The organism is Deinococcus alpinitundrae, assembly GCF_009982895.1.
Classification (GTDB): domain Bacteria; phylum Deinococcota; class Deinococci; order Deinococcales; family Deinococcaceae; genus Deinococcus; species Deinococcus alpinitundrae.
In genome coordinates this window covers 16238-29403 of the sequence record NZ_WXZL01000023.1, presented here as the reverse complement: position 1 = coordinate 29403, position 13166 = coordinate 16238, and the positions used below count along the sequence as shown (strand labels likewise).

The window sequence follows — 13166 nt, the reverse complement described above, 5'->3', positions numbered from 1 at the left end:
CGCAGCGATCTGGGCCGCTACTCCACGCTGCCCAGATCGATCCAGCCGCGCTTGATGCCGTAGAGCACCGCCTCGGTGCGGCTGCCCACGTCCAGCTTGGAAAAGATGTTGGCGAGGTGCACCTGCACCGTGCGCGGCGAGATGTCGAGGTCGCGAGCGATTTCCTTGTTGGTGCGGCCCGTGGCGGCAATCCGCAGCACTTCGAGTTCGCGCGGCGAGAGGGACTCGTCCACCGGACTGGGGGTGCTCTGGGCGCTGAAACGTTTGAGCACCTTACGGGCCACCGCCGGGGTCAGGGCGCTCTCCCCCGCTGCCACCGCCCGCACTGCGCCGAGCAGTTCCTCCTCCCCGGCATTCTTGAGCAGGTACCCCGCCGCGCCCGCCTCCAACAGCGCGAACACGTAAGCGTCGTCGTCGTAGCTGGTCAGCACCAGCACGCCCACGCCGGGCCGCTCGGCCTTGATCAGCTTGGTGGCCTCGATGCCGTTCATGCCGGGCATCGACACGTCCATCAGGATCACGTCGGGCCGCAGTTCGCGGGCACGCAAAACGGCCAGCTCGCCACTGTCGGCCTCGCCCACCACGTGCAGATCGCTCTGGCCCTCCAGCAGCTCACGGGTACCCTTGCGCACCACCGGATGATCATCGACCAGCAGCAGCGAGATGGCATGACCCCGCAGCGCGGCCTGCGCTTCGGTCGCGCCAGCCTCCGGGGTCTGAAGGTCGCTTGAAGAGTTCATGTCCGGCAGTCTAGAGCATGGCCTGCAACCCATGCTCTTGGCTGGGTGGCGCGGAACACGGCCCCGGAACATACACATGAGAACGCGCCGCCCGGCACAATACCCGGCAACGCGTCGTGAACGAACCTGAAGCGTCAGCGCCTCAGCGGACTTCATCCTTGTGTGGCTGGCGCTTACTTCTTGCGCTTGGTGGCCGTCGCGGGCTTTTTGCCGCCAGCGGTGGTGCGCTCCTTGGCGTCACGCATGAACGAGCGCAGCTTGGCCTCGAACTGGGGGCTTTGCCGCCCGATGGCGCGCGGACGCGGAATCTCTTCCGGTTCTTCGAGCAGCTCTTTGATCGACAAGTCGAGTCTGCCGCGTTCGTCACGCCCCAGCACCTTGACTTCCACGCTGTCCCCCTCGTGGACATGGTCATGGATGTTGCGGACGAATGAGTGCGCGATCTGGGAGATGTGAACCAGCCCGGTTTCGCCGTTGTCGAACTGAATAAACGCACCGAAGTCGGTGACGCGGGTGACGCGGCCTTCAGCGACCGCGCCGGAATCAAGTTGCACGAAGAGTGCCCTCCAAAAGAAGCATAAGCGCATGGTACACCATCGCGGCGCGCTGGGGCTAGCTGATCAGGACAGGGCTGGCCGAGCGCAGGCGGCGTGCCGGAGTAGATGCTGAGCGACGCCGCCCGCTGCGAAGCTGTAAAGTGAGGTTCATGAAGTTTCGCGGCACACTCGGCGGCCTGAACATTCAGCTCGACGCCTCAGACACTCCGCAGTCGGTGGCCGGACCGCTGGCCGCCCGCGCTGCCCTGCTGGCCAGCGAGGTCACGCTGGAAATCGACCAGGAAACCAGTCTGGACACGCTCGATGCCGTGCGCAGCGCGGTGACGGCAGCCGGCGGATACATCGCCAGACTGCGTGCGCCGCGCCCGCCCGCTGCGGTGCCCGGCCCAGCCACGCCCGACACCGGGAGCGGCGCGCAGACAGGCCAACCGGTCACGGTGCTGCCGACGGCCAGCGCCATGCCGGTCAACGTGGCGTCCAGCCTGGACAGCCATACGGTGGTGCTGCCTAACAGCGTGCGGGCGGGTTTCCGGGGCGAGTACGGCGGCAGCGTGGTGGTGCTGGGCGACGTCAATCCCGGCTCGGAACTGGTGGCCGGCGGCGACGTGATCGTGCTCGGCGCGCTCCGGGGGGTGGTGCATGCCGGAGCCGATGGACGCGAGAGTGCCATCGTCTGGGGCAGGCCGATTGCCAGCGCCCAGATCCGCATCGCGGGCGCAGTGGCACGTGCGCCGGAAGGCAGCAGCCTGAGCAGTATGAAAAAACTCGGCAGCGGGGTGGAGTCGGAAGTGGCGCGGCTGCTGCACGGCCAGATCGTCATCGAGGCTAGTCACGTGCCGAGGTGAGCCGCACGGCTTTCCGCGCGGCACCGTCACCAGGGATTTACCTGGGCTTCGGCCCGGCCCGCTGGTACTGCACCGGGGCAATCAGCTCCGCGCCGAGTTCGGCGGCGGCACGCTGGGCGAAGTGCGGGTCGCGCAGCAGTTCGCGGGCCAGCGCCACCAGATCGGCCTGCCCGGATTGCAGGATCTGCTCGGCCTGCGCCGCCTCGGTGATCAGGCCGACGGTCATCACGGTCAGGTCGGTGTCTTGTTTCAGGCGCTCGGCGAACGGCACCTGGTAGCCGGGCGCGGGCACAATCTCCTGCGCCGCCGTCAGGCCGCCGCTCGACACGTCGATGACCTGCACCCCTTCGCGCGAGAGCCACTTCGACAACTCCACGGTCTGTTCGAGGTCCCAGCCGCCGGGGGCCCAGTCGGTGGCCGACAGGCGCACGAAGACAGGCAGGTGCGCGGGCCACACCGCGCGCACCTTGCGGGTCACGTCCAGCAGCAGCCGGGCACGGTTTTCCAGCGAGCCGCCGTACTCGTCAGTGCGCGAGTTGCTCAGCGGCGAGAGAAACTGGTGGAGCAGGTAGCCGTGCGCGGCGTGGATTTCGACAGTATCGAAGCCTGCGATCATGGCGCGCTCGGCGCTGACCCCGAAGGCCACCACCACGTCCGCGATGTCCTGGGTGGTCATGGGCCGGGGCTGACCGTAGCGCGGCGAGTAGGCCTGATCGTCCGGCCCCACCACCTCCCAGCCGCCTTCTTCCAGCACAACCAGACCGCTGCCTTTCCACGGCGCGAAGGTGCTGGCCTTGCGCCCGGCGTGCGCCAGTTGAATGCCGATATGCGCGCCCTGCTGATGCACGAAGTCCACGACCCTGGCGAGCGGCCCGATCTGCTGGTCGTTCCAGAGCCCCAGGTCGTCGGGGCTGATGCGGCCCTCCGGCAAGACGGCAGCGGCCTCGGTCAGAATCAGGCCCGCGCCGCCCAGCGCGAACGAGCCCAGATGCGCCAGATGAAAGTCGTTGGCCAGGCCATCCTGGGCGCTGTACATACACATCGGCGACACCACCACCCGGTTTTTGAGCGTCAGTTGGTTGAGCCGCAGCGGACTGAACAGCAGGGTGCCGGGAGCTTCGGAGCGGGAAGAAGTCATGCCCATATTGTGCCGCGCCGCCGCCCGCTGTGTCTGGTCAACGGGTTTATCTTCTGTTGTGGTGCGCGCTCGAAGAACGGATCACAACCACCACATCACATCGGACGGACCAGCACCGCGTCGCCGCCGCGCAGCCCGGTCTGGATCAGCAGTTCGGGCGGCAATTCCAGTACCGTGCCGACCTGCACCCCCGAAACGACCGGCAACACGTGCACCTTGCCGCCGCGCTCCCCCCGCACCTGAACCTGCTCGATGCGGCTGCCCACCGCCTCGCGCCAGCGGCGGTAGATGCTCTCGTCGACCACCGCCGCCGCACCGCCCCGGCGACTGACCTGCACCAGCAGCCGGGCCACCCGCGTGCGGCGCTCGCCGATCAGCCGCAGCCGTCCCAGGCGGCCCAGCAGCGCCGCTGCCTGGGGGTCGCGGGCCGCCGCCAGCTCCGAGAGCAGTTTGCCCTCGGCCACCCCGCGCAGCACTTCCTGCTCGTAGAGGTTGAGGCTCAGCTCGGCCAGGCGCTCCGGCGATTCCAGGCGGCCTGCGCCGGGAAACTTGAGCGGCGGCGGCGGCAGCAGCTTGAGCGCCTCGTAGGCGAAGGCGTCGTGGGAGAGATCGAGGGTCGGCGGCGGCGCGGTTTCATTTTCCTCGAACTGAAAACGGCCACGCGGGTCTTCGAGCAGATCGGCCAGCGCCCGGGCGTCGGTCGCCAGGCCTGCGCCGTCCATATGGCGCACCCGGCCCGCCGAGAGCCACAGGGTGAACACCTGGGTGCCGCGCTCGACCCGCAGCGCACCGGTCTTGCCGCCCCGGGCCAGCATCGCCAGCAACTCGATGAAGTCGAAGGTTTCCAGCGAGTTGCCGCTACTCGCCTGACTCACCGGCGCGCTCCAGATTGAAGGGGCCACCCGAACCGACACGCCAACCACAGATCCTGACACACCCTTCCAGGCTAGCGCAGCCGGGACGCCGAGCGTGCAGCGCAGCAGAAATCACCAAATCGCCTATCATTCGCCAACTTTCAGGACCTTTGACTTCCAATTTGTATAGCACCGATGTGCTTTACTGGAAAGCATGACTGTCTCCGTTTCAACCGAACCTCTCTCTGTCGCCATCGTCGGCGCTTCCGGCTATGCGGGCGGCGAATTCCTGCGGCTGGCCCTCGCGCACCCGCACCTCAAGGTCACACAGGTCACGTCCGAGCGCAACGCCGGGATGCCGGTGCCGATGGTTCACCCCAACCTGCGCGGCCTGACCAACCTCAAGTTTCGCAAGCTGGCCGATCTCGAAGCGGCCGACGTGATCGTGCTGGCGCTGCCGCACAACTCGGCGGCCAAACAGATCGAGAAATTCGAGACGCTGGGACAGGTCATCATCGATCTGTCGGCCGACTTCCGCATCAAAGATCCAGAGCTGTATGCCCGGTACTACGGTGAGGCCCACCCCACGCCGGACAAACTCGGCGAGTGGGTCTACGGCAACCCAGAGCTTCACCGTGAGGAGCTTCGCGGCGCGACCCGCATTGCCTGCGCGGGCTGCTTTGCCACCTCGGTTATTCTGGGTTTGTATCCGCTGCTGAAGCTCGGCACGGTGCTCCCCAAGGACATCATCGCCACCGGGCTGGTCGGCAGCAGCGCGGCGGGCGCGAGTGCCTCACACGCCTCGCACCACCCCGAACGCGAGGGCAGTTTGCGCGTCTACAAGCCGGTGGGCCACCGTCACACCGCCGAGGTGATGCAGGAGTTGCCCGGCAACTTCCCGATTCACCTGACCGCCATCAGCACCCCGCGTGTGCGCGGCATCCTGACCACCATCCAGACCTGGCTGCCCGACGGCTACTCCGAGCGCGACGTGTGGGGCGCGTACCGCGAAATCTACGGCGAGGAGCCGTTCATCCGCATCGTGAAGGTACAAAAGGGCATTCACCGCTACCCCGACCCCAAGCTGCTCGACGGCACCAACTTCTGCGATATCGGCTTCGAGCTGGATGTGGACACCGGCCGGGTGGTCCTGATGGCGGCCATCGACAATCTGATGAAGGGCACGGCAGGCCACGCCATGCAGTCCCTGAATATCGCGCGCGGCTGGGACGAGCGCGCCGGGCTGGGCTTCGCCGGACTCCACCCGGCTTGAATGCAGACCTGTCTTTCCCCGATACTGCTCCCCGCCCAGGAGGCCCACCGATGACCGCTTCACACACGACAGACACCCCACGACGACCCCAGACGATGGCCGAGCGCATTCTGTCGCGGCGCGGGGGCGGCACCTTCTACGCGGGCGATCTGGCGGTGGTGGAGGTCGATCAGGTGATGGTCGTGGACTCCATCGCCCAGAGCTTCATCGAGCGGATGCAGAAGGATCTGGCCGCCGTGCCCAAATACCCCGAGCGCGTGAGTATCGTCATCGACCACGTGGCCCCGGCCAGCACCGTCAGCGTGGCGCAGGCACAGAAAGAGGCCCGCGAGTATGCCGCCCAGACTGGCGTGCGGCTCTTTGACGTGGGGCGCGGCATCTGCCATCAAGTCTTGATGGAAGAGGGCCTGGCGCAGCCCGGCTGGATCGTGCTGGGCAGCGACAGCCACTCGACGACCTACGGCGCGGTGGCGGCCTTCGGCAGCGGCATGGGGGCCACCGACATCGCCCTGGCCGCAGCCAGCGGCAAGACCTGGCTGCGGGTGCCGGAGAGCGTGAAAGTCACCTTGACGGGAGAGGTGCGGCCCGGCGTCGGCGCAAAGGACGTGGCACTGGAAATGATCGCCCGGCTGGGCGCGGACGGAGCCACCTATCAAAGTGTGGAGATTCACGCCGGGGACCGCTTCACGCGTGGCGAGCGGATGACGCTGGCCAACCTCTGCGTGGAGGCGGGCGCGAAGGCCGGACTGGTGGTACCGGGCGGCGAGATTCTGACCATGTACAACGTGCCGGAATGGGTCTACCCGCAGGCGGGCGCAACGTATGTGCGCGAGGTGGAGATTGACCTGAGCACCCTCAACCCGCGCATGAGTGCGCCGAGCGAGGTGGACAATGTGCACGACGTCTCGGAGCTGCGCGGCCTCAAGGTCGATCAGGTTTTTATCGGCACCTGTACCAACGGACGGCTCGACGATCTCCACGCCGCCGCTGACGTTTTAAGGGGTCAGAAGGTCGACCCGACCACCCGCCTGCTGGTCATTCCCGCCAGCAGCGAGGTGATGGAGCAGGCGATGGCCGACGGCACGCTGCTCACCCTGATTCAGGCGGGCGCGGTGCTGGGCACGCCGGGCTGCGGGCCGTGCATGGGGCGGCACCAGGGCGTGCTGGCCCCCGGCGAGGTCTGCGTGAGCACCTCAAATCGCAACTTCATCGGCCGCATGGGCGACAAGGACGCCAAGATTTATCTGGCCTCGCCAGCAGTGGCGGCGGCAACGGCAATCAAAGGGAGAATCGCCTTGCCGGAGGATGTGTTGAAGGGGGTTGGGGGCGCGGCATGAGCATTGCCGTTCGCCTCCACCCCTTCTTTTTGTCCTGGCGATCCGGACAATGTCTGCGAAACTGAGCCAAACCCGCTCGATAGAGAATAAAAAAAGGCCACCCGGTTGCGGTGGCCTTTTTTCTTTGGGAGAATTACTTGCCGCGGTTGCGGTAGCTGTCGCCGAAGCGCTTGTTGAACTTGTCCACGCGGCCCTCGGCGTCGAGGAAGCGCTCCTCACCGGTCCAGAAGGGGTGCACACCGCTCCACACGTCGACGTGAATTTCAGGCCGGGTGCTCATGGTTTCGAGAACCACTTTGCCCTGGTAGATGATTTTGCAGGGAACCGCTTTGGGATGAATGTCTTTTTGCATGGTCGTTTCCTTCGCCGGCACGTCTTGGGTGCGTGACCGGGCTAACCGAAAGAGTATAGCAGGTTTCCGGCCCCTCAGTTAGTGGTCTGCCACAGGCATGGCTTGGTTTATGACTCCACGATGATGAGAATTTTGAAAGCTGTTCAGGACGCAATATCTGCAATCTTGGTTCATGCGAGTTTTCAGTGCCTCATGCCTGTGGTCATCCACTAGTCGGCCTCCAGGCTCAGCGCCACCTTCAGCTCCGTCTCGTCGCGGCCGCGCGCCACGTCGCGCACGTTGCGGCGGCCAAAGCTGTGCATCAGGTCGCGCTCGGAGAGCCGCAGCACGGTGGGCCGTCCGTGCGGGCAGGCCCACGGCTGATCGCAGGCCGCCAGCTGAGCGAGCACCGCCGCGCCGCGCTCCAGCGTCAGCATCCCGGCTTTGAGCGCCGGAGCGCAGGCCAGGCGGCCTAGCACCTCGCGCTCGGGTGAGGAACCCAGGCCCAGCGCAGATTCGATGATCTGCTCGTGGAGCCTCAGCAGCGGCAGGGCGGCCAGCACGGCAGGCAGGGTGCGCAACCGCGCCAGGCCTGCGCCGAATTCCTCCAGGGTCAGCCCCCAGCTCCTGAGTTCGGCGTCGCGTTCGTGCAGCCGGGCGAGTTGCTCAGGGCCGAGCTGCAGCAGTTCGGGTTCCGGCAACTCGTAGGGCGGCTCGGTCCGCAGGCGGCGCGCGAGTTCCTCATAGAGCACCCGCTCGTGGGCGGCGTGGGCGTCAATGACCCACAGATCACCCTCGCCCTCGGCCAGCAGGTAGGTTTCGCGGTAGAGGCCGACCAGACTCAGCGCTGGAAAGTTGCCACCGCTGACCGGGCTGGAAGCGGGCGCGGGCGCGCGGAGTTCGGGCAGCGGGCGCGAGAGCGGGTGCCCACTGAGGGCCGATTGCACCGCCGCCGTAATCTTGAGGCAGAGTTCCGGCAGCTCGGCCAGCGCCACCACCGCCTTGGCTGGGTGCACGTTGGGATTCACGTCTTCCGGGGGCAATGTCAGGTTCAGCACGCACAGCGGGGCGTGTCCGGCGGACAGCAGCTCGGCGTAGGCGTCGATCACGGCGCGCTCCAGCTCGGGCGGAGCTAGGACCGGGCGGCCATTGACGGCAAAGTGCATTCGGTCGCGGCGCGGGCGGGTCAGTTCGGGGCGGCTGAGCACACCTTTCACGCCTGCCGCGTCGATCCCGATGACCCGGTTGGCATTGAGCGGGCCGTAGACGCTGGCCACCGCGCCCCGGTGATCGGCGGGCGCATGCAGCAGTCTGGTGTCGCCGTCCACCGTCAGTTTCCAGTGAAGCCCCGGCCAGTGCAGCACATAGCGGGTCAACAGCGCCGTGATCTCGCGCAGCTCGGCCCCCGCCGGAAGCTGGGTGCGCAGACGTGCAGGCAGGTGCTTGAACAGATCCGACACGCTAACGCTGGTGCCTGCCGGGGCGCTGACCTTACTGACTTCCACCGCCTCGCCGTGTGCGGTGAGCTGAACCGCGCCGAGCTGCGCGGGCGGGCGCGTGACGAGTTTCAGGTGCCCCGCCTGGGCCGCCGCCCACAGCGCCTCACCCCGGAAGCCCAGGGTCGTCACCCTATCGACCGATTCCAGTTTGCTGGTGGCGTGGCGCAGCGGCGACAGTGGCACGTCCACCGCCGGGATGCCGCTGCCGTTGTCGCGCACCCGGATGAGCGCGAGACCGCCGCCTTCCACGTCCACCTCAATTCGGCTGGCCCCGGCGTCCAGGGCGTTGTCCAGCAGCTCGCGCACCACGTCCAGCGGGCGAGAGACGACCTCGCCAGCAGCGATCAGCCGGGCCGTTTCGGGGGAAAGCAGCCGGATGGGCGTCATGGGCGCAGTGCAGCGAGGACGAACACGCTCACAGCTCTCCCTGCCACTTGTGCAGCAGCGCCAGCGCATCCAGCGGTGTCAGCCGGGTCAAATCCAGGGCGGCGAGTTCGGCGGACAACTGGGTGCTGCTGCCCACCTCGCGGGTGTTCAGCGCGCTCAGCAGGGCGGCGGCGCGGGTGGTCACGCGGGCGGGCAACCCGGCGAGGCGCGCCACCTCCACGCCGTAGCTCTGGCGGGCCGCGCCGGGAATGACCTGATGGTAAAAGGTCAACGCCCCAGCGTCCTCCTCGGCCGCCACGTGCAGGTTGATCAGCCCCGGCAACTGGCCTTCCAGCCGGGTCAGCTCGAAGTAGTGGGTGGCGAACAGCGTATACGCTCCGGTGTCGTGCAGGTGTTCCAGCGCCGCCTGGGCGATGGCCAGGCCGTCTAAGGTGGACGTGCCGCGCCCGATCTCGTCCAGGATAATCAGCGATTTCGGCGTGGCGTGGTGCAAGATGCCCGCCAGCTCATGCATTTCCACCATGAAGGTGCTTCTCCCGCCCGCCAGATCGTCGGACGCGCCGATGCGGGTGTGGATGCTGTCGAAGATCGGCAGCTCGGCAGCGTCGGCAGGCACGAACGAGCCGATCTGGTGAAGCAGCGCACAGATGGCGACGGTGCGCAGGTAGGTGCTCTTGCCCGCCATGTTCGGCCCGGTCAGCAGCAGGGTGCGGCGCAAGGGCGAGAGTTCGGCATCGTTGGGCACGAAATTGCCGCTGCCCACCAGCTCCACGACGGGGTGGCGGGCCTGCCTCAGTGTGACCGTCTGAACGTCGTCGCCCAGGGTGTGCGGGCGGATCCAGGCGCGGGTGGCAGCGATTTCGGAGAGCGCGCACAGCACGTCCAGTTCGCTCAGGGCACCGGCAGCCTCGCTCAGGGCGTCGGCGTGGGCGGCGAGTCCGGCACGGAGTTCGGTGAAGACCTCCACTTCCAGGCGTTCGGCGGCCTGCTCCAGCCGGGCAATCTCGCGCTCACGCTCGCGCAGGTCGGGGCGGGTGAAGCGGGCGCGGTCTTTGAGGGTGGCGATCTGGCGATAATCGCTCGGCACCTTGCCCAGGTGAGCGCTGGTGATTTCCAGAAAATAGCCGAAGACGTTGTTGTAGCCGACCTTCAGGCTGCCGATACCGGTGCGCTCGCGCTCGCTGCGTTCCAGCTCAGCCAGCCAGGCGCGGTGGCCCAGCGCCTCGCTACGCAGACCGTCGAGTTCGGCGTGAAAGCCCTCGCGAATCAGCCCGCCGTCGGAAGCGCGGATGGGCGGCTCGTCGACGAGCGCGGCGCGAATCAGGCGCACCACGTCCGGCAGTGCGCCCAGCCGGGCACGGACGCCGGACAATACTCCTCCCCCACTGACTGAACTCAGCAAGTCAGAAGCGTCGGGCAGCAGTTCGAGCGTGCGGGCCAGTGAGGCGACTTCGCGGGGCGTGGCGCGGGCCGAGGCCACGCGTGCAGCCAGCCGCTCCAGGTCGTGGGCGCGGTAGAGCAGCGCCCGCACGCCGCCGCGCAGATCACTGGCGCGGGTCAGCGCTTCCACCGCGTCCAGGCGCGACTCCAGGCTCAGCCTATCCAGCAGCGGTGAGCGCAGCCAGGCCCGCAGCCGCCGCCTGCCGCCCGCCGTGCGCGTCTCCGAGAGAGCGTCCATCAGGGTACGGCCCTGCGGCGACTGGGCCGTGAAGATTTCCAGCGCCCGGAGGGCCCACTCGCTCAGGCGCATCTGCGCGCCCGGCTCGAAACGCGTCAGGCGGCGCACCATCTTCAATTCGCCGCCCTGCACCCCGGCGTGAATGCTGCGGGCATAGCCGAGCACCGAGCCGCAGGCCCGCGTCAGGCCCGTATGGTTCTCCAGCACGCCGGGCACCTCTCCCAGCACGGCATTGAGTGCTGCGTGGCAGGCCAATTCCTCGAAGTTGCCGTGCGAGAGCATCAGCGGAAAGCGACTCTTGAAATCGCTCAGCAGTGCGGCATTCTCGGAGAGTTCGGGGGCCAGCAGCACCTCACGGGCACGCCAGCGCGCCAGTTCGTCGTAGAGAGCGGTGCGGCTGCTGAACGCGGCGCAGCGAAACTCCCCGGTGGACACGTCCAGGAGCGCCAGCGCGTAGCCGTCGCCGGTCGCCACCGCCGCCAGATAATTCTCGTCGGCAGTCAGGTGGCGCTCCTCGGTGACGGTGCCGGGGGTCAGCAGTTGCGTCACCTTGCGCTCGACCAGGCCCGCGCCGGGCAGTTCCATCTGCTCGGCCACCGCCACGCACACGCCCTTGTTGAGAAGGCGCTGCACGAAGCTGTCGAGGGTGCGAATCGGGATTCCGGCCATCGCCGTGGAGAAATCCTTGCTGCTCTTGTGGGTCAGGGCGATATTGAGGAGCCGGGCGGCCCGCTCGGCGTCCTCACCGAAGGTCTCGTAAAAATCGCCGCACTGAAACAGCAGGAGCGCACCGGGATACTGCGCGTCAATCTCGTCACGCAGCGCGACATATTGCTCCAGCATCGGCGGCAGCTTGCCGTGGCCGCTGCCCTTGAGTTTGCCGCGCTGCGGGTCGAGCGCCAGCGCTGTCAGGGTTCCCGTCATCTGCCGGGCAGTCTAGCGTTCTGCTGTGGGCGTAGCGTGGGAGCGGGGTCACGGTTGGGCGCGGCTCGGCTCAGTTTGCGCCAGCATCAGCGGCACTCAGTCATTGCCGGACCTGATTTCGCGGCCCAGCGCCTCGTCCTCGGCTGTCCGCCTGAGCCACACCGCCGCGAACTCGTCGCCAAAGCAGTAGACCTCGGCCTGCGGCGAGAACTGAACCTGGAGCGCGGCGGCAAACTGCAAACTGCCCAACCGGGCTGGGTGTCAGCGATCTGCTTTGACGCCCGACCCTTTTTTGTTTGACCGTGCCGGGAAAAACCCATGCTGGACACGAAAGTGATGATCTGCTCAGGTCAGATCGACACCTGCTCGGGCGACTGGACTAGCATACGGCCATGACCCATTCCCCGTCCGACCTCCTGCCCGACACCGAATCCGAGCCGCTGGCCTCGCTACTGCGCGACCTTCAGCAACTCGTCGAACTCGAATCGCCCAGTTCCGACGCGCTCGCGGTGTGTGCCGTGCAGGACGTGGTGGAGGGCTGGGCCAGGGCCATGCATGCCAGCACCCACAGCCTGCCCGGCGGCACCCGGCAGTTTCTGTTCGGCGCGGCGGAGGCGCACACTGATCCAGCAGGCAGCGAACGCCCCCTGCTGGTGCTGGCGCACGCCGATACCGTCTGGCCACACGGCACCCTCGACCAGATGCCGTTTCGGACCGAAGGCAACCGCGTCTACGGCCCCGGCAGCTACGACATGAAAGGCGGCATCGTGGGCCTCTTCGCCGCGCTGCGGGCGCTGGACGGTCAGTATCCGGCAGGGGGAATCGAGGTACTGCTGACCCCCGACGAGGAGGTCGGCAGCCTGCACAGCCGCCCGGTGATCGAGGCGGCCGCCCGGCGGGCACGCACCGTGCTGGTGGTCGAGCCGCCGGTGTCGGACAGCCACGCCCTCAAGTCCGGGCGCAAGGGCGTGGGCCAGTTTGCCGTGGAACTGGTCGGGGTGGCGGCCCACGCGGGCAACAAGCCTCACGAGGGAGCCAGCGCCATCACCGAGGCGGCGCACCAGCTGCTGGCGGTGCAGGCGCTGGCCGATGTGGCGGCGGGCACCACTGTCAGCGTGGGCTTTCTCTCGGGTGGCGGCGCGGTCAACGTGATTCCGGCCCAGGCCCGCTTCGAGGTCGACGTGCGGGTGTCGAGCCTGGCCGAGGGCGAGCGCATCGACGCGGCCATGCAGTCGCTCAGGCCGCACGACGGGCGGGTCGGCCTCACGGTGACGGGCGGCCTCAACCGTCCACCGTTCGAGCGCAGCGCCGAAACAATGGCCCTGTTCGAGCGGGCCAGACAGGAGGCCGCCGCACTCGGTTTCGCCCTGACCGAGGAGGTGGTGGGCGGCGGCAGCGACGGCAACTTCACGGCGGCCTTCGTGCCCACCCTGGACGGCCTGGGGGCACCCGGCGACGGCGCGCACGCGGCCCACGAGCACATCCGGCTGGACCGCTGGCCCGACCATGTGCGCCTGCTGACCGCCCTGCTGCGCGGTTTGTGAACTTCGCAGGCCGCCGGGCCGCCGGGACGGTAGACTGACCCGGTCGTTTTCGCTGGAGG

12 protein-coding genes are annotated in these 13166 nt (G+C 67.6%); 4 read left to right on the top strand and 8 right to left on the bottom strand.

Features of this window, described 5'->3' with window-relative positions; translation table 11 throughout:
* Positions 1–17 precede the first annotated feature (17 nt).
* Together GUI70_RS17490 and GUI70_RS17485 are read right to left on the bottom strand one after the other, a co-directional pair.
* Positions 18–740: a response regulator gene (locus GUI70_RS17490; protein ID WP_161883599.1), complete on the bottom strand. Its 723-nt coding sequence runs from the start codon at positions 738–740 to the stop codon at positions 18–20.
* A 173-nt stretch (positions 741–913) separates the two neighbouring features.
* Entirely contained in the window at positions 914–1327 is a 414-nt protein-coding gene (locus tag GUI70_RS17485; protein ID WP_161883598.1) for a S1 RNA-binding domain-containing protein, read from the bottom strand.
* 119 nt (positions 1328–1446) lie between these two features.
* Between GUI70_RS17485 and GUI70_RS17480 the strand changes: the two genes are divergently transcribed.
* Positions 1447–2142 carry a septum site-determining protein MinC gene (locus GUI70_RS17480; protein ID WP_161883597.1) on the top strand — a complete coding sequence of 232 codons (696 nt, stop codon included), beginning with the start codon at positions 1447–1449 and terminating at the stop codon, positions 2140–2142.
* 37 nt (positions 2143–2179) lie between these two features.
* Here GUI70_RS17480 and GUI70_RS17475 read toward each other — a convergent pair whose 3' ends face one another.
* Positions 2180–3280 carry an NADH:flavin oxidoreductase/NADH oxidase gene (locus GUI70_RS17475; protein WP_161883596.1) on the bottom strand — a complete coding sequence of 367 codons (1101 nt, stop codon included), beginning with the start codon at positions 3278–3280 and terminating at the stop codon, positions 2180–2182.
* A gap of 95 nt (positions 3281–3375) precedes the next feature.
* Positions 3376–4155 (bottom strand): DUF4388 domain-containing protein, encoded by a 780-nt coding sequence (locus GUI70_RS17470; protein ID WP_161883595.1) that lies wholly within the window; start codon positions 4153–4155, stop codon positions 3376–3378.
* Between the two features lie 193 nt (positions 4156–4348).
* On the opposite strand from GUI70_RS17470, the gene argC reads away from it, so the two are divergent.
* Both argC and GUI70_RS17460 read left to right on the top strand, forming a co-directional pair.
* Positions 4349–5407 (top strand): N-acetyl-gamma-glutamyl-phosphate reductase, encoded by a 1059-nt coding sequence (gene argC / locus GUI70_RS17465; protein ID WP_161883594.1) that lies wholly within the window; start codon positions 4349–4351, stop codon positions 5405–5407.
* Between the two features lie 50 nt (positions 5408–5457).
* On the top strand, positions 5458–6744 hold the full coding sequence (locus GUI70_RS17460; protein ID WP_237725008.1) for a 3-isopropylmalate dehydratase large subunit: 1287 nt from the start codon (positions 5458–5460) through the stop codon (positions 6742–6744).
* Positions 6745–6877: 133 nt separating this feature from the next.
* On the opposite strand, the gene rpmE is transcribed toward GUI70_RS17460, so the two are convergent.
* The 4 genes from rpmE to GUI70_RS17440 all read right to left on the bottom strand — a co-directional run bounded on the left by rpmE (position 6878) and on the right by GUI70_RS17440 (position 11803).
* A complete protein-coding gene (gene rpmE, locus GUI70_RS17455) occupies positions 6878–7096 on the bottom strand; it encodes a 50S ribosomal protein L31 (RefSeq protein WP_161883593.1) in 219 nt (72 codons plus the stop codon).
* A gap of 209 nt (positions 7097–7305) precedes the next feature.
* Positions 7306–8961, bottom strand: a complete 1656-nt coding sequence (gene mutL / locus GUI70_RS17450; protein ID WP_161883592.1) for a DNA mismatch repair endonuclease MutL — start codon at positions 8959–8961, stop codon at positions 7306–7308.
* Positions 8962–8989: 28 nt separating this feature from the next.
* Positions 8990–11563 carry a DNA mismatch repair protein MutS gene (mutS, locus tag GUI70_RS17445; RefSeq protein ID WP_237725007.1) on the bottom strand — a complete coding sequence of 858 codons (2574 nt, stop codon included), beginning with the start codon at positions 11561–11563 and terminating at the stop codon, positions 8990–8992.
* Positions 11564–11659: 96 nt separating this feature from the next.
* Complete coding sequence (locus GUI70_RS17440) at positions 11660–11803, bottom strand: hypothetical protein (protein WP_237725006.1); 144 nt, start codon at positions 11801–11803, stop codon at positions 11660–11662.
* A 152-nt stretch (positions 11804–11955) separates the two neighbouring features.
* On the opposite strand from GUI70_RS17440, the gene GUI70_RS17435 reads away from it, so the two are divergent.
* The gene (locus GUI70_RS17435; RefSeq protein ID WP_161883590.1) at positions 11956–13107 is read left to right on the top strand and encodes a M20 family metallopeptidase; all 1152 of its coding nucleotides are present in this window, start codon (positions 11956–11958) and stop codon (positions 13105–13107) included.
* Positions 13108–13166 lie beyond the last annotated feature (59 nt).